The organism is Streptomyces sp. NBC_00539 (assembly GCF_036346105.1).
GTDB lineage: Bacteria > Actinomycetota > Actinomycetes > Streptomycetales > Streptomycetaceae > Streptomyces.
In genome coordinates, this window is record NZ_CP107811.1 from 5,190,438 (window position 1) to 5,206,251 (window position 15,814).

A 15,814-nucleotide genomic window follows, 5' to 3' on the forward strand; every position below is an offset into this window, starting at 1 on the left:
AACGGCCCGACGCAGACGACTACGCGAAGACCGGCACCCCGGCCCGCGTCAGCCGCCAGTCCACCGACGCGAACTGCGCGGGATCGATCGTCCCCTTCGCCTTCACCCACTGGATGATCGTGTTGCGTATCTCCTCCGAGTTCGACCACAACTGCCCGGCCTTAGGGACGTGCGGGAAGTTCCCCCCGCCCGAGGCCCGGTAGTTGTTCACCGCCAACACGAACCGCGCCGCCGGATCCACCGGCTTCCCCTGGAAGGACAACCCCGTGATCCGCGACCCCACCGGCTGCGCGATGTCGATGTCGTACGTCAGCCCGTACACCGCGTCATAGTTGTAGTCCGGAACGCTCTCGGAGTTCGTCAACTTCGCCGGATCCACCACATCACCCGGAGCGGTACGCACGTAGTACCGCGCCGAGTACTCCAGGTAGTCCTTCACCTGCGCACCCGTCAGCAGCCGCGCCTCCAGGGTGTTCTCGAACGGGTACAGCCCCGCCGCATCCTTGATCGTCACCTGGCCGGCCGGGATCGACGCCGTCCGCGAGAAACACGAAGCCTGCGACAGCACCGGCAGCGCCGCCCACTGCGTACCCGCCAGCGCCGCCCTCACCGTCTCCGCCTGCACATGGTTGATCAGATCGATGATCGCCACGTCCTTCACCGGACCCTCCGCCGAAGACATCGCCCCCAACGACGTACCGATCACCTGGTTCACGTACCCGACGACCTTGCGGTGCTCGTCCGACAACAACCGCGTGATCTTCGGATCCTCCACCGCCGTGTTCGAGTCCAGCACCTGCGCCGCGACCCTCGCCACCGACCAGCGGCCCCGCTCCCACACCAGCTCGAAGTCGAACAGCGTCAGCCGCTGCCCCCACTTCAACGGCTCGGACAGCACCACGTCCTTGCCGGTCGCCTTGTTCTTCACCCGGTACTCGGGGATCTCCGTGTGCGCGTGACCCACCAGGATCGCGTCGATCCCCGGCACCTGCTCCGCCACCAGCCCGGCCGCGTTCTCGACGTACGGCAACTGGTCCCCGTAGCTCGACGTACCGCTCGACCCCGAGTGCGCCGCCACGACCACCACATCGGCGCCCATCGAACGCAGCCGCGGCACGAACTTCGCCGCCTGCTCCTCCAGCCCCGGGAACGTCATTTTCCCCTGCACGTTCGCCTTGTCCCAGATCGCGATACCCGGATTCGTCAGCCCCAGCACCGCCACCTTCACATCCCGCCCGTGCGGAGTCCGCAACCGGTGCATGCTGTACGGCGGGAACGCCGGCTGCAACGTCTTCGCATCCAGCGCATTCGCCCCCAACAGCGGGAAACGGCACTGCTCCTGGAACTTGCGCAGCACCGGAATGCCGTAATTGAACTCGTGGTTGCCCAACGCCGCCGCGTCGTACCCGATCGCGTTCATCGCCTGTGCCATCGGATGCACCGGACCCCGGCGCGCCGTGATCGGATCCACCTTCGCGTAGTAGTACGCCAGCTGCGTGCCCTGGATCGTGTCACCGGCATCGATCAGCAAGGTGTTGCAGCGCCCCTTCTGCGCCCGCACCCGCTCCACCAGCGTGGAGATCTTCGCGAGACCGACGTCGTTGTGCGCCTTGTCGTCGAACTCCTTGTCCGTGAAGTAATCCCAGTTGAAGACGTTCCCGTGCAGATCGGTCGTCCCCATCACCGTGAACGCATACGTACGCGGCTCCTGCTCGTGACCCGGCTGCTCCCCGCCCGCCGCGGCCGCGGCCGGAGTGCCCGCGGCCCCCGCCAACGCCACGGCCGCACCCGTCGCAGCCGAAGTACCCAGAAATGTCCTGCGGTCGAACGCCATGCCAACTCCCCTGTCTGAGGCGTATACAACGCGCGTAGATTCTGACCCACGGGTAACAAGGCACAACACCCCCACCAGGTTTCGATCCGATGACCACACCCGTACGGGCGACAGTGCGAGAGTGAAACCATGACCCAGGACGCCACGCCCCAGCCCTACGGCACCCCAGAAGTCCCGCGCGTCGCGGTCCGCGGCGAAGCCCGACTCGAAGTCGACCCCGAAATCGCCCGCATCGCCATCACCGTCGGCGCCCGCGGCACCGACCGCCGCACCGCACTCGAAGACCTCACCCGCCGCAACAACGCCGTACTCGACCTCATCAAGAGCTACGGCGACCCCGTCGAAAAACTCGAAACCGGCTCCTTCTCCATCACCCCCGAACTCACCCGCCACGGCCGCGCCGACCGCATCCGCGCCTACCACGGCCGCGTCAACATCACCGCCGAACTGAGCGACTTCACCACCCTCGGCGAACTCACCACCCGCCTCGCCGACCTCGACCTCACCCGCATCGACGGCCCCTGGTGGGCCCTGCGCCCCACCTCACCCGCCCACGGCCAAGCCCGCCGCCAAGCCGTCCTCGAAGCCGTCCAGCGCGCCCGCGAATACGCCGAAGCCCTCGGCGCACGACTCGCCGCCCTCGTCGAACTCGCCGACCTCGGCGCCGAAGACGCCACCCCCTACGGCCACCCCGCCGGAGCCGGCATGCGCACCATGGCCTACGGCGCCCCCGCCGAAGACGCCGGCGCACCCCCACTCGACCTCGAACCCCAACGCCAGACCGTCTACGCCCAGGTGAACGCCCGCTTCACCATGACCCCGCCCCAGCTCTGAAACCCACTCCGCGGGTGCTCCGGGGGTGCTCATCAGAGCACCCCCACGCACATTCAACAAATGTCAACAACCTTTTGCCCAACGGTTGTTGAGTGGACACCCGGAACCAATTTCCTACTCCCTGGTAGGGGCATACGCTCGCCTCATGCGCCGAGCAAAAATCGTTTGCACCCTGGGACCCGCCACCGACTCATACGACCAGATCAAAGCCCTGGTCGAAGCCGGAATGGACATCGCCCGCCTCAACCTCAGCCACGGCACCTACGCCGAACACGAGGAGCGCTACCAGCGCGTACGCAAGGCCTCCGACGAGACCGGCCGCAGCGTCGGCATCCTCGCCGACCTTCAAGGCCCGAAGATCCGACTCGGCCGCTTCCACGAAGGACCCGTACTCCTTGAACGCGGTGACGAATTCACCATCACCGTCGAAGACCACCAAGGCGACCGCCACACCTGCGGCACCACCTACAAAGGCCTCGCCGCAGACGTCACCCCCGGCGAACGCATCCTCGTCGACGACGGCCGCGTCACCCTCCAGGTCACCGACGTCGAAGGACCCCGCGTCCACACCACGGTCATCGAAGGCGGCATGGTCTCCGACCACAAGGGACTCAACCTCCCCGGCGTCGCCGTCTCCGTCCCCGCCCTCTCCGGCAAGGACATCGACGACCTCCGCTGGGCCCTGCGCGCAGGCGCCGACATCATCGCCCTCTCCTTCGTCCGCAGCGGCCGCGACATCGAAGACGTCCACCGCATCATGGACGAAGAAGGCCGCCGGCTCCCCGTCATCGCCAAGATCGAAAAGCCGCAGGCGGTGGAGAACATCGACGACATCGTCGCCGCCTTCGACGGGATCATGGTCGCCCGCGGCGACCTCGGCGTCGAAATGCCACTCGAACAAGTCCCGATCGTGCAAAAGCGCGCCGTCAAACTCGCCAAGCGCAACGCCAAACCGGTCATCGTCGCCACCCAAATGCTCGACTCGATGATCGAAAACTCCCGGCCCACCCGCGCCGAAGCCTCCGACGTCGCCAACGCCATCATCGACGGAACCGACGCCGTCATGCTCTCCGGCGAAACCAGCGTCGGCAAACACCCCGTCGAAACCGTACGCACCATGGCCCGCATCGTCGAAGCCGCCGAAGAAGACATCCTCGCCAAAGGCCTCCCCCCGCTCACCGAACGCAACAAACCCCGCACCCAAGGCGGCGCCGTCGCCCGCGCCGCCGCCGAAATGGGCGACTTCCTCGGCGCCAAATTCCTCGTCGCCTTCACCCAGAGCGGCGACACCGTCCGCCGCCTCTCCCGCTACCGCTCACCCATCCCCCTCCTCGCCTTCACCCCCGACCCCGCCACCCGCTCCCAGCTCAACCTCACCTGGGGCGTCGAAACCTTCCTCGGACCCCACGTCGACTCCACCGACGCCATGGTCGACCAGGTCGAAGAAGAACTCCTGCGGATCGGACGCTGCGTACCCGGCGACATCGTCGTCATCACCGCCGGCTCACCCCCCGGCGTCACCGGCTCCACCAACCTCGTCCGCGTCCACCACATCGGCGACGCCGTCCGCTGACCCCACCCACCGCGTCGGGCCCGCCCCGCCCGACGCGGCCGCCCACCCGCGGCCCCGGTACGCCACTAGTGCTTCGGCCCGATGTGGGTGTCCATGAGCGCCACGGACGCCTTGCGCGCGATGGACACGTTGAACGGGTCGCTGCCCCGGGCGAGGACCGTCCACTCGACGCCGACCTTGGTCAGGGTGTCCGTGCAGAGCCGACGGATGTCATCGGACTTGTTGGTGAAGAAGTACCGGGGGTACTCGTAGCGCTTGCCGTTCCGCACGGTCCAGTTGGTGACCCGGCACCCGTCGGAGTGGATCAGCCCCCGCAGGAACTCCCAGGGGTGGGCGTCGACGATCCCCTGCTGCCACGCTTCGAGCGCGATCCGCCGCTCGTGCTTCTTCCCGGGCCCGTGCTGGGGGAACAGGCACGGCCAGTGCTGCGAGTACGACTTGACCTCTACGCAGCCCTGTCGGCGGACGAGGCCCACTCCAGGCTGGGGCATGACGCGGTGCATGGCCTGCTTGGCGGCCTCGATCAGCCCCGGCCTTGCGGCATCGCAGTACACGGACAGGTGGTGCTGCTTGTACTTGGAGACGATGTGCCCGTCTCCGAGGTACAGGCCCAGCAGGTAGGAGTACGCCCGCTGGTCGAGTGCCCGCCCGGTGCACCTCGGGCAGTCGGTCGGCTGGACGAAGGTCTCCCCGCGACGTCTGCGATCCTGGTGCCGCCACCACCCCACGGTGCCCCGGGGCACGCCGAGCTGCTCGGCAACCACTCGGTTGGTCACGCCTCGGCGCAACAAGAGGACGGCTTCTTCTCGTATCGAAGGATTGTGCTCCACAAGGGGAGACTCGTCGCTATTCGGCTGGGTGGCCGCAATTCGAAGTTTCGTTCACCGTGACGAGTGAAGATCGCCAAACATGCACTGCGACCTTGGAATCGAAGGAGAAGTACCCCGGGTCGGATTCGAACCGACGCTGAATGGGTTTTGAATCCATTGCCTCTACCGCTGGGCTACCGGGGCCCCTTCGAAATGAAGGATACATAAGACCCTCCGTGTCACAAACATACAGGAGCTAGGTAGGCTCGGGGGAGCTGAATCGCCTTGCACCGAGGAGCACCCCGTGACCGCCGAGCACGAGTCGACGCCCACGCCCGACGCCGACCAGTCGCACGTTCCGCCGCTGACGACCCGCGTCGTCATCGCCGAGGACGAGGCGCTCATCCGTCTCGACCTGAAAGAGATGCTCGAAGAGGAGGGGTACTCCGTCGTCGGCGAGGCCGGGGACGGCCAGGCCGCCGTCGAGCTGGCCCGGGAGCACCGGCCCGACCTGGTGATCCTCGATGTGAAGATGCCGGTCCTCGACGGGATCTCCGCGGCCGAGAAGATCGCGGAGGAGTCCATCGCGCCGGTCCTGATGCTGACCGCGTTCTCGCAGCGCGACCTGGTGGAGCGGGCTCGTGACGCGGGGGCGATGGCGTACCTGGTGAAGCCGTTCAGCAAGAGCGACGTCGTTCCGGCCATCGAGATGGCCGTCTCCCGTTTCGCCGAGCTCAAGGCGTTGGAGAAGGAGGTCGCCGACCTCTCGCTGCGGCTGGAGACCCGCAAGCTGGTGGACCGGGCGAAGAGCATCCTGCAGACGCAGTACGGGCTGAGCGAGCCGGCGGCGTTCCGGTGGATCCAGAAGACGTCCATGGACCGTCGTATGTCCATGCAGCAGGTCGCCGAGGCGGTCATCGAGGACGCCGAGGAGAAGAAGCAGAACGCCGCCCAGTAGGGGCGTGGAACGCGCGTGAGGCCCGCCACCGGGAACCGGTGGCGGGCCTCACGTACGTGGTGCGGTGAAGGGTCAGTCCTCGCCGAGGTAGGCCTTGCGGACGTCCTCGTTGACGAGGAGTTCGCGGCCGGGGCCGGAGAGGACGACCTTGCCGATCTCCATGACGTGGCCCTGGTCGGCGAGCGAGAGCGCCGCCTGGGCGTTCTGTTCGACGAGCAGGATCGTCGTGCCCTGGGACTTGAGTTCGGCGATCGTCGCCATGATCTTCTGCATCATGAGCGGCGAGAGGCCCATGGACGGCTCGTCGAGCATGAGCAGCTTCGGCCGGGACATGAGGGCGCGGCCCATGGCGAGCATCTGCTGTTCGCCGCCCGAGAGGGTTCCTGCGGCCTGCTTGCGGCGTTCCCCGAGGATGGGGAAGAGGTCGTAGGCGCGCTGGACGTCCTTTTGGATGCCGTCCTTGTCGCTGCGCAGGAAGGCGCCGAGGAGGAGGTTGTCCTCGATGGTCATGCGCGGGAAGATGTGCCGTCCCTCGGGGGAGTGGGCGAGTCCGAGCGCGACGATGTCGTGTGCGGGGACTTTTTTGAGTGACTTGCCCTGGAACTTGATCTGGCCGCCGCGCGGTTTGATCAGGCCGGAGAGGGTGCGCAGGGTCGTGGTCTTGCCGGCGCCGTTGGTGCCGATGAGGGTGACGATCTCGCCCTCGTCGACGCTGAAGGAGATGCCTTTGACGGCTTCGATCTTGCCGTAGGCGACGCGGAGGTCCTCGACCTCGAGGAGTGCGGTCACTTGGCTTCTCCGTCCGTGCTGGTGGTGCTGTGCGCCTCGGTGGCCTCCGGGGTCTCGGCGGCTTCGGGGGCCGCGGGAGCGTCGGTGGCCTCGGTGGCTGCGGGTGCCTCCGTGGTCTCGGCGGTTTCCGTGGTCGCGGTGGTCTCCGCGGTGACGGGGGCCTCGGCGGTGACGGGGGCCTCGGCGGCCTCGACTTCCGCGATCTCCTCGTCGCCGGGGGCGCCTTCGAAGGGTTCGCCGAGGTAGGCGGCGACGACGCGTTCGTCGCTCTGGACCTCGGTGGCGGTGCCTTCGATGAGCTTTTCGCCCTGGACGAGGCAGGCGACGCGGTCGCAGAGGTTGAAGATGAAGCGCATGTCGTGCTCGATGACGAGGACGGCGATGCCCTTGTCCCGGATGGCGAAGATGAGTTCTTCGGTGGTCCGGGTCTCCTGCGGGTTCATGCCGGCGGTGGGCTCGTCCAGGAGGATGAGGCCGGGGTCGCTGGCGAGGGCGCGGGCGATCTCCAGCTTGCGCTGCTCGCCGTAGGGCAGGTTGCGCGCCAGGTGTTCGGCCTTGTGGGCCAGGCCGATGAACTCCAGGAGTTCCATGGCCTTCTCGCGGCTGGCTTCTTCGGCGCGGCCGAAGCTGGGCAGGCGCAGGAGGGCGGCCCAGAGGCCTTCCTTGGTGCGGGTGTGGCGGCCGACGAGCACGTTTTCCAGGACCGTCATGTTGTTGAAGAGACGGATGTTCTGGAAGGTGCGGGCGATGCCGGCGGCGGTCACCTTGAACGACTTGGGGGGCAGGACCGTGCCCTTGTACCGGACTTCGCCCTCGGTGGGGATGTAGAGGCCGGTGAGGCAGTTGAAGAAGGTGGTCTTGCCGGCGCCGTTGGGGCCGATGAGGCCGACGATCTCGCCGCTGCGGACGGTGAGGTCGACGTTTTTGACGGCGGTGAGGCCGCCGAATCGCATGGTGACGCCGCGGGCGTCGAGGACGGTCTCGGCGGTTGCCGTGGTGGTCGTCGTCATGGGTCAGACCCCTGTCTTGCCGAGGACTGTGGGCGCTTCGAGGTCCGCGTGGAGTTCGAGCTGGTTGCGCCGGTTGGGGATGAGGCCTTCGGGGCGCAGGCGCATGAGGATGACGAGCGCGATGCCGAAGACGAGGAGCTGGTATTCGCCCAGGAACTGGAGCTTGTTGGGGATCATGAAGAGGAGGGCGCCGCCGACGAGGGGGCCGGAGATGGTGCCCATGCCGCCGAGGACGACTGCGGCGAGGAGGAATGCCGAGTTCGGGGGGACGGCGTTGGCGAAGACGTACTGGTCCGGGGTGACGGTGTAGTTCACGTGGGCCTGTACGGCGCCGGCGAGGCCGGCGAGGGTGGCGCCGAGGGCGAAGGCGACGAGTTTGACGCGGAAGCCGTTGATGCCCATGGCTTCGGCGGCGGTTTCGTCTTCGCGGATGGCGACCCATGCGCGGCCGATGCGGGATTCCGCGCTGCGGCGGAAGACCATGATCACGATGAGGGTGACCAGGAGCATCAGCAGGAAGTAGTTGGCGAAGCGGCCGACGGTGAATCCGGCGATGGTGTGGTTGGCGCCGAAGTCGAATCCGAAGAGGTCGACGTTGGGGACGCCGGCGATGCCGTTGGGGCCGTTGGTGAGGTCGGGGCCGGAGACGCCGTCGAGGTTGTTCATGGAGATCCGGAAGATCTCTCCGAAGCCGAGCGTCACGATGGCGAGGTAGTCGCCGCGCAGGCGCAGGGTCGGGGCGCCGATGAGGACGCCGAAGACCATGGAGGCGGCGGCGCCGAGGAGGATGGCGGCCCAGAAGGGGAGGTGTACTCCGAAGGGGGAGTTGGGGGAGCCGGAGACCAGGGCGGCGGTGTAGGCGCCGACGCCGAGGAAGGCGACGTAACCGAGGTCGAGGAGGCCGGTGAGGCCGACGACGATGTTCAGGCCGAGGGCGACGGTGGCGAAGATGAGGATGTTGACGCCGAGGGTCGCGTACTGGTCGTCGGTCTGGGTGAGCGGGAAGGCCGCTGCGGCGGCGAAGGCGCCGACGAGTGCGACGTTGCGGTGCTTGGTGGTGAGTGCGGTGAAGCGGGCGAGCAGGCCGGCCTTGTTGAGGGCGGCGAAGCCGAAGCCGGCGGTGATGAGGAAGCCGAGGAAGAGTTCCTGGTACGGCGTGGTGATGCCGTAGGTGAAGACTCCGAGGGTGACGGCCAGGACGGCTGCGATCAGCAGGATCTCGGCCCAGGCCGGGAGGGTCCGGGCGGGGCGCGGGGTGTCGGTGGCGAGGGCGGCCTTGATGGTCGTCCAGGTGTTGCCGAGGTGGTGCTTGCGCTGTTCCCAGGGGGTGTCGTCGGGGTCCGGGGCGTCCAGGGCGGGGCGCTCGAAGGGGAGTGCGAGCGCGCCGGTCAGGGCGAGGAGGGTGACGAGGGCGACGAGGTAGCCGCCGGGTTCGAGGTTGACGACGCCGCCGAGGGTGACGGTGATGCTGATGACCGTGTACCAGGCGGTGGCGAAGGCGGCGAGTGCGGCGAGTTTGAGTGCCGCGTCGGCGCCTGCGGGGGCGAGCCAGCGCAGGCCCTTGACTCCGTAGGAGGCGAGTCCGAAGAGGGTGGTGAGGGCGCCGCCGATGAGGACGAGCCACTGGAGGCCGCCGGGGTAGCCGTAGACGGTGAGGTCTCCGGGGAAGGCGGCTGTCCAGGTCCAGGACAGGAAGCAGGAGAGGACGGTGAGGACGCCGCCTGCGGTGGCGAGGAGGCGGGCCGTCTTCTCGGGGATCGCGATGAAGCCGGTGTCGGCTGCGGTGGTCTTCGCGGTGTCCGCGGTGATGGTCGTCATGGTTCTCACGCCCTGTCCGCCACGCGCTCGCCCAGCAGGCCCTGGGGCCGCAGGAGGAGCACGAGGATGAGGAGTACGAACGCCCAGGTGTTGCCCCAGGACTGGCCGCCGAGCTGGCTCATGCCGGGGACGTCGGCGATGTAGGCGGTGGTGAGGGTCTCGGCGAGGCCGAGGACCAGGCCGCCGATCATGGCGCCGTAGATGTTCCCGATGCCGCCGAGGACGGCGGCGGTGAAGGCCTTGAGGCCGAGGATGAAGCCCATGCGGTAGTTGACTTCGCCGTACTTGAGGCCGTAGGCGACGGCTCCGACGGCGGCGAAGGCGGCGCCGAGGGCGAACGCGACCGTGATGATGCGGTCGGTGTTGATGCCCATGAGCTTCGCGGTGTCCGGGTCCTGGGCGGTGGCCTGCATGCCGCGGCCGGTGCGGGTCTTCTTGACGAAGAAGCCGAGGAAGGCCATGGAGATGGGGGCGGCGATGAGGAGGAAGACGTCACCGGTCTGGATGGTGACGCTGCCGAGGTGGAAGGCGCCCCCGGGGATCTGGGGGAAGACGACGGAGGACTTCGCGTCGGGGTACCAGGCCCATACCGCCTGCTGGAGGACGATGGAGAGGCCGATGGCGGTGATGAGCGGGGCGAGGCGGGGCGCTGTGCGCAGCGGCCGGTAGGCGAAGCGTTCGGCTCCCACGGCTATGAGGGTGGCGACGATGACCGCGCCTATGAGCATGAGCGGCAGCGCGATCCACATGGTGGTGCCGGTGGGGAGCATCAGCCAGACCGTGAGGGCTCCGAAGCCTCCGGTCATGAAGATCTCGCCATGCGCGAAGTTGATGAGCTGGACGATGCCATAGACCATCGTGTAGCCGATGGCGACGAGCCCGTACATGGATCCCAGTAGCAGGCCGTTGACCAGCTGTTGCGGCAGTTCGTGCACCGCAGGTCCTCCGAGTCTTTCGACGGATGTGACACCGCGCGGGGCGCTGTGCGCGCCCCGCGCGGCTGATGAGGGGTGAGCTGCTAGCGAGCTAGCGGAGGAGGGTCAGCTGCCGAGGGTGCCGGATTCGACGGTCTTGAAGTCGTCGCCGTCGACCTTGTAGACGGTCAGCTGCTTGTTGGTGGCGTCACCGAACTCGTCGAAGGAGACCTTGCCGGTCACACCGTCGAAGTTGACGTTCTGGACGGCTTCGAGGACCTTGGCGCGGGCGTCCGAGGGGAGCTTGCCGTTGTTGTCGTCGACGACCTTCTTGACGGCTTCGATGACGGCCCAGGCGGAGTCGTAGGAGTAGCCGCCGTAGGCCGAGTAGTCGTCCTTGTAGCCGGCCTTCTTGTAGTTGGCGATGAAGTCCTTGGCGGAGGGCAGGGTCTCGACGGGTGCGCCGACGGAGGTGCACAGGTCGCCCTGGGCTTCGGCGCCGGCGAGCTCGACGTACTTCTTGTCCTTCATGCCGTCGCCGCCGACGAGGGGGATGTTGGTGCCGGAGGCCTTGATCTGCTTGCTGAGGGGGCCGGCTGCCGGGTATTCGCCGCCGTAGTAGACGACGTCGGCGCCGGAGCTCTTGACCTGGGTCACGATCGCGGAGAAGTCCTTGGACTCCGGGTCGATGTGGCCTTCGCCGGCGACCTGGCCGCCGAGCTTGGTGAACTCGCCCTTGAAGGTTCCGGCGAGGCCGGCGCCGTAGGTCTTCTTGTCATCGATGATGAAGACCTTCTTCTTGCCCGCCTTGTTGAAGAGGTACTGCGCGGCGAAGGGGCCCTGGATGGCGTCCGTGGTCGCGGTGCGGAAGTAGCTCTTGTAGGTGCGGACCTTCTGGCCTTCGGCCCACTTGGGGCCCTGGGTCAGGGAGGGGCTGGTGTTGGCCGGGGAGATCTGGGCCAGCTTGGCGTCGTCGAAGACCTTCTGCATCGACTCGGACACCGAGGAGTTGAGCGGGCCGACGACGCCGAGGACGGTCTTGTCGGCGGTGAGCTTGGTGGCGTTCTGCTGACCGGAGGAGGCCTGGGCCTGGTCGTCGAGGGCCTGGATCTTGAAGGTGACGCCCTTGACGTACTTCTTCTCGTTGGCCTGCTTCGCGGCGAGGTCGGCGGAGTTCTTGATGCCGAGGCCGAGGGCGGAGAGGTCGCCGGTCAGCGGGGCGTCGACGCCTATGACGACCGTGGTGCCGCCACCGTCACCGGTGGAGCCGGCCTTGTCGTCGCGCGAGCCACAGGCGGTGAGAGTGAGAGCGCCTGCGGCGAGGGCGGCCGTCACGGCGATGAGCTGACGATGACGCACGATCAGTCCTTTCCTGGCGCCGCGTCCCCCCTGGGACGCGTCGAGTCGAACGCGCGGAACCGAACTGAATGGAATCCGGTGGTCGCGGTAACTGGCGGTGACTCTAAGCGGGACTTCGGACGTTATGGAGGGCTCAGGCCAATGATGTGACTCTCTTGTTATGCCACGGCGTAATACATACCGGACCGCTGCGGGTGGAACGGGGGAATTCCGGCCGGTTTCGTGCAGTCCGCATGGTGAGATCCGGCAGGACCGTGGGGCGGTTTGAGTCCTGTCCTTCCAGGACTCTGGGGCGTTTTGCTCATGACGGCGTCGGGGTGCCGACGTCTCGATCTTCGGGACAGGCCCTGGTCAGAGCGACGGAAAGATCCCGTGCATAACGGTCACCGGGGATGTAACTGTGGTCCTCTTTCAGGATTCCATTACTGAGGGTTACTTCCAGAAAAGGGAGCCCGGAATTCCGTGCTACATGCACGCAGTCGTCGACCCGAATCCCGATCACGAGCTCCCGCAGCTCCCCCTCGGCCACCACGAGGGGCAGCGCCGGCCGGATCACTACGCTCAGTGCCCGCGACGGCTGGGTGATCCGGTCGATCGAGACGGGCCGGGCGGACCCGCTGCGCACACGCACAGTGAAGGCGAACGCGAGGTCCGCCGTGGGTGGATCGACCGGTTCGCCGTAGGAGAGGGAGACGGTCTGGGAAGGTGCCGCCTGCGTCTGCGGCGCGGGCCGGGAGCGTGTGGCGTACCGGTGGGCGACCCCGAAGGCCAGTCCCGCGGCGCAGACCAGGGCCACGAGGGCGATGGCCGCCCGGCGGCGGCGTCCGTGGCGGGAGCCGGTCCACCTCGGAACGGGTCTACGGGGCTCCGCGCGCGGGACGTCGTGGTCCGAGGTGCCCTCGCCGGGCTCGACCGGCCCGATGCCGCCGCTCACGGGCGGGACCCGCCGGCCGGGGCGCCCGGGACGGCGTACGCCGTGCTCAGGGCGGCTGCGCTCAGGGCGGCTGTGCTCAGGACTTTGGTCGCCGGGCAGGCGGCGGTGGCGCGCCGCGGCGCCGGTCCGGATCCCATGCGGGGAACGCTAGACCGGCGCCGGGGGCAGCACAACTGCTGCCGGGGGAAGGGGCGTTACGAGTTCGTGTCGCGCAGGAGACAGGTGAGGCGGGCCGTGCAGACGCGCTTGTCCTGGTCGTCGGTGATGACGATCTCGAAGGTGGCGGTGGAGCGGCCCTTGTGGACGGGGGTGGCGACGCCGGTGACCAGGCCGGAGCGGGCGCCGCGGTGGTGGGTGCAGTTCAGGTCGACGCCGACGGCGATCTTGTTGATGCCGCCGTGCATCATCGCGCCGACCGAGCCGAGGGTTTCGGCGAGGACGGCGGAGGCGCCGCCGTGCAGGAGTCCGTAGGGCTGGGTGTTGCCCTTGACGGGCATGGTGCCCACCACGCGGTCGGCCGAGGCCTCCAGGATGCGGATGTCCATGCGCTCGCCGAGGTCGCCCGCCGAGAACAGGGCGGGCAGGTCGACGCCCAGGGCCGCGTACTCGTCGAGGACCTCCTGCGGGAACTTCACTGCGTGCTGCTCGCCCATGGGCCGGCTCCGTTCGTGTGTCAACGTTCGTTAACCATCTTGTCCTGGGGTCGTTCTATCAGGCCGGTTCGAAGCGCACGACGACGGACTTGCTCGCGGGGGTGTTGCTGGTGTCGGCGGTGGAGTCCAGGGGGACCAGCACGTTGGTCTCGGGGTAGTACGCGGCGGCGCAGCCGCGGGCCGTCGGGTAGTGCACGACGCGGAAGCCCGGGGCGCGGCGCTCCACGCCGTCGGACCACTCGCCGACGAGGTCGGTGTAGGCGCCGTCGGCCAGGCCCAGCTCGGCCGCGTCCTCGGGGTGGACCATGACGACGCGGCGGCCGCCGGTGATGCCGCGGTAGCGGTCGTCGAGGCCGTAGATGGTGGTGTTGTACTGGTCGTGGCTGCGCAGGGTCTGGAGCAGCAGCCGCCCCGCGGGGACCTTCGGGTATTCCACGGGCGCGGCGGTGAAGTTGGCCTTGCCGGTCTTGGTGGGGAAGCGGCGCTCGTCGCGCGGGGCGTGGGGGAGGCGGAACCCGCCCGGGCGGGCGGCACGGGCGTTGAAGTCCTCGAAGCCGGGGACGACGCGCGAGATCCGGTCGCGGATGGCTGCGTAGTCCTTCTCGAACTCCTCCCACGGGGTGCGCGAGGCCCCGCCCAGTACGGCGCGGGCCAGGCGGGCGACGATCGCGGGTTCGGAGAGCAGGTGGGGGGAGGCGGGGGCCAGGTTGCCGCGGGAGGCGTGGACCATGCCCATGGAGTCCTCGACCGTGACGAACTGCTTGCCGCTCGCCTGGACGTCCTTGTCGGTGCGGCCGAGGGTGGGCAGGATCAGGGCGCGCCTGCCGGTGACGGCGTGGGAGCGGTTGAGCTTGGTGGAGACGTGCACGGTCAGGGCGGCGCGGCGGATCGCGGCTTCGGTGACGTCGGTGTCGGGGGTGGCGCCGACGAAGTTGCCGCCCATGGCGAAGAGCACCTTGGCCTTGCCGTCGCGCAGGGCCTCGATGGAGCGGACCACGTCGTAGCCGTGGTGGCGGGGCGAGGTGATGCCGAATTCCGCGTCGAGGGCGTCGAGGAAGGCCGGTGCGGGCCGTTCGAAGATGCCCATCGTGCGGTCGCCCTGGACGTTGGAGTGGCCGCGGACGGGGCAGACGCCGGCGCCGGGCCGGCCGATGTTGCCGCGCAGCAGGAGCAGGTTCACGACCTCGCGGATGGTGGCGACGGCGTGCTTGTGCTGGGTCAGGCCCATGGCCCAGCAGACGATGGTGCGCTGCGAGGCGAGGATCATGGCCAGGGCGCGTTCGATCTCGGGGCGGGCGAGGCCCGTGGCGGTGAGGGTCTGCGCCCAGTCGGCTTCCTTGGCGGCGGCCGCGAATTCCTCGTAGCCGTGGGTGTGCTCGCGGATGAAGGCCTCGTCGGTGGCGCCGCCGGCCTCGATGACGAGCTTGTTCAGGAGGCGGAAGAGGGCCTGGTCGCCGCCGATGCGGATCTGCAGGAACAGGTCGTTCAGGGCGGTGCCCTTGAGCATGCCGAGCGGGGTCTGGGGGTTCTTGAACCGCTCCATGCCGGCCTCGGGCAGCGGGTTCACCGAGATGATCTTCGCGCCGGAGGACTTGGCCCGTTCCAGGGCGGAGAGCATGCGCGGGTGGTTGGTGCCCGGGTTCTGCCCCGCGACGATGATCAGGTCGGCCTGGTGGAGGTCTTCGAGGGAGACGCTGCCCTTGCCGATGCCGATGGTCTCGTTCAGTGCGGAGCCCGAGGACTCGTGGCACATGTTGGAACAGTCCGGCAGGTTGTTGGTGCCGAACTCGCGGGCGAAGAGCTGGAAGAGGAAGGCCGCCTCGTTGCTGGTGCGGCCGGAGGTGTAGAAGAGAGCCTCGTCGGGGGAGCCGAGGGCGTGCAGCTCCTCCGCGATGATCTCGAAGGCCCGCTCCCAGGACACGGCCTCGTAGTGGTCGGAGCCCTCCGCCAGGTACATGGGCTCGGTGATGCGGCCCTGCTGGCCGAGCCAGTAGCCGCTGCGGTCGGCGAGCTCGGACACCGGGTGCGCGGCGAAGAAGTCCGGGGTCACCCGGCGCAGCGTCGCCTCCTCGGCGACGGCCTTCGCGCCGTTCTCGCAGAACTCGGCGGTGTGCCGCTCGTCGCCCTCGGGCCAGGCGCAGCCGGGGCAGTCGAAGCCGCCCTTCTGGTTGACCTTGAGGAGGGTGCGGGCGGTGCGGGTCAGGCCCATCTGCTGCCCGGCGATCTTGAGGGTGTGCCCGATCGCGGGCAGGCCGGCCGCGGCGTGCTTGGGGGGCGCGACCTGCGGCGCGTCCTGTATGGGATCACCTGCGGGCGGCTTGGTGGCCAT

General features: G+C 68.3%; 14 protein-coding genes and 1 tRNA gene. 3 read left to right on the forward strand and 12 right to left on the reverse strand.

Annotation, left to right across the window (positions count from 1 at the left end; all coding sequences use genetic code 11):
* Nucleotides 1-19 precede the first annotated feature (19 nt).
* Complete coding sequence (locus OG861_RS23285) at nucleotides 20-1,834, reverse strand: bifunctional metallophosphatase/5'-nucleotidase (RefSeq protein ID WP_329194400.1); 1,815 nt, start codon at nucleotides 1,832-1,834, stop codon at nucleotides 20-22.
* A 129-nt stretch (nucleotides 1,835-1,963) separates the two neighbouring features.
* On the opposite strand from OG861_RS23285, the gene OG861_RS23290 reads away from it, so the two are divergent.
* Complete coding sequence (locus OG861_RS23290) at nucleotides 1,964-2,668, forward strand: SIMPL domain-containing protein (RefSeq protein ID WP_329194398.1); 705 nt, start codon at nucleotides 1,964-1,966, stop codon at nucleotides 2,666-2,668.
* Between the two features lie 145 nt (nucleotides 2,669-2,813).
* Entirely contained in the window at nucleotides 2,814-4,241 is a 1,428-nt protein-coding gene (gene pyk / locus OG861_RS23295; protein ID WP_329194396.1) for a pyruvate kinase, read from the forward strand.
* 65 nt (nucleotides 4,242-4,306) lie between these two features.
* Here pyk and OG861_RS23300 read toward each other — a convergent pair whose 3' ends face one another.
* Complete coding sequence (locus tag OG861_RS23300) at nucleotides 4,307-5,017, reverse strand: helix-turn-helix domain-containing protein (RefSeq protein WP_329194395.1); 711 nt, start codon at nucleotides 5,015-5,017, stop codon at nucleotides 4,307-4,309.
* A 164-nt stretch (nucleotides 5,018-5,181) separates the two neighbouring features.
* A tRNA-Leu gene (locus tag OG861_RS23305) sits at nucleotides 5,182-5,254 on the reverse strand.
* A gap of 100 nt (nucleotides 5,255-5,354) precedes the next feature.
* On the opposite strand from OG861_RS23305, the gene OG861_RS23310 reads away from it, so the two are divergent.
* A complete protein-coding gene (locus OG861_RS23310; RefSeq protein WP_329194394.1) occupies nucleotides 5,355-6,008 on the forward strand; it encodes an ANTAR domain-containing response regulator in 654 nt (217 codons plus the stop codon).
* Nucleotides 6,009-6,080: 72 nt separating this feature from the next.
* Here the strand turns inward: OG861_RS23310 and OG861_RS23315 are convergent, their stop codons facing one another.
* From OG861_RS23315 to OG861_RS23355, 9 genes are all read right to left on the reverse strand, one after another.
* Nucleotides 6,081-6,797 carry an ABC transporter ATP-binding protein gene (locus OG861_RS23315; RefSeq protein ID WP_329194392.1) on the reverse strand — a complete coding sequence of 239 codons (717 nt, stop codon included), beginning with the start codon at nucleotides 6,795-6,797 and terminating at the stop codon, nucleotides 6,081-6,083.
* Nucleotides 6,794-7,807, reverse strand: coding sequence for an ABC transporter ATP-binding protein (locus tag OG861_RS23320; protein WP_329194390.1), 1,014 nt, complete (start codon nucleotides 7,805-7,807; stop codon nucleotides 6,794-6,796). The genes OG861_RS23315 and OG861_RS23320 overlap by 4 nt, the downstream gene beginning before the upstream one ends.
* 3 nt (nucleotides 7,808-7,810) lie before the next feature.
* A complete protein-coding gene (locus OG861_RS23325) occupies nucleotides 7,811-9,634 on the reverse strand; it encodes a branched-chain amino acid ABC transporter permease (RefSeq protein WP_443056479.1) in 1,824 nt (607 codons plus the stop codon).
* Nucleotides 9,631-10,560, reverse strand: coding sequence for a branched-chain amino acid ABC transporter permease (locus OG861_RS23330; RefSeq protein ID WP_329194386.1), 930 nt, complete (start codon nucleotides 10,558-10,560; stop codon nucleotides 9,631-9,633). Before OG861_RS23330 ends, OG861_RS23325 begins: the two co-directional genes overlap by 4 nt.
* 105 nt (nucleotides 10,561-10,665) lie before the next feature.
* Nucleotides 10,666-11,898, reverse strand: coding sequence for a branched-chain amino acid ABC transporter substrate-binding protein (locus OG861_RS23335; RefSeq protein WP_329194384.1), 1,233 nt, complete (start codon nucleotides 11,896-11,898; stop codon nucleotides 10,666-10,668).
* A 301-nt stretch (nucleotides 11,899-12,199) separates the two neighbouring features.
* Nucleotides 12,200-12,694, reverse strand: a complete 495-nt coding sequence (locus tag OG861_RS23340) for a Tat pathway signal sequence domain protein (protein WP_329194382.1) — start codon at nucleotides 12,692-12,694, stop codon at nucleotides 12,200-12,202.
* Between the two features lie 134 nt (nucleotides 12,695-12,828).
* Nucleotides 12,829-12,969, reverse strand: coding sequence for a hypothetical protein (locus tag OG861_RS23345; RefSeq protein ID WP_329194381.1), 141 nt, complete (start codon nucleotides 12,967-12,969; stop codon nucleotides 12,829-12,831).
* Between the two features lie 57 nt (nucleotides 12,970-13,026).
* Entirely contained in the window at nucleotides 13,027-13,485 is a 459-nt protein-coding gene (locus OG861_RS23350; protein ID WP_190182036.1) for a PaaI family thioesterase, read from the reverse strand.
* Nucleotides 13,486-13,543: 58 nt separating this feature from the next.
* Nucleotides 13,544-15,814, reverse strand: a complete 2,271-nt coding sequence (locus tag OG861_RS23355) for an FdhF/YdeP family oxidoreductase (protein WP_329194378.1) — start codon at nucleotides 15,812-15,814, stop codon at nucleotides 13,544-13,546.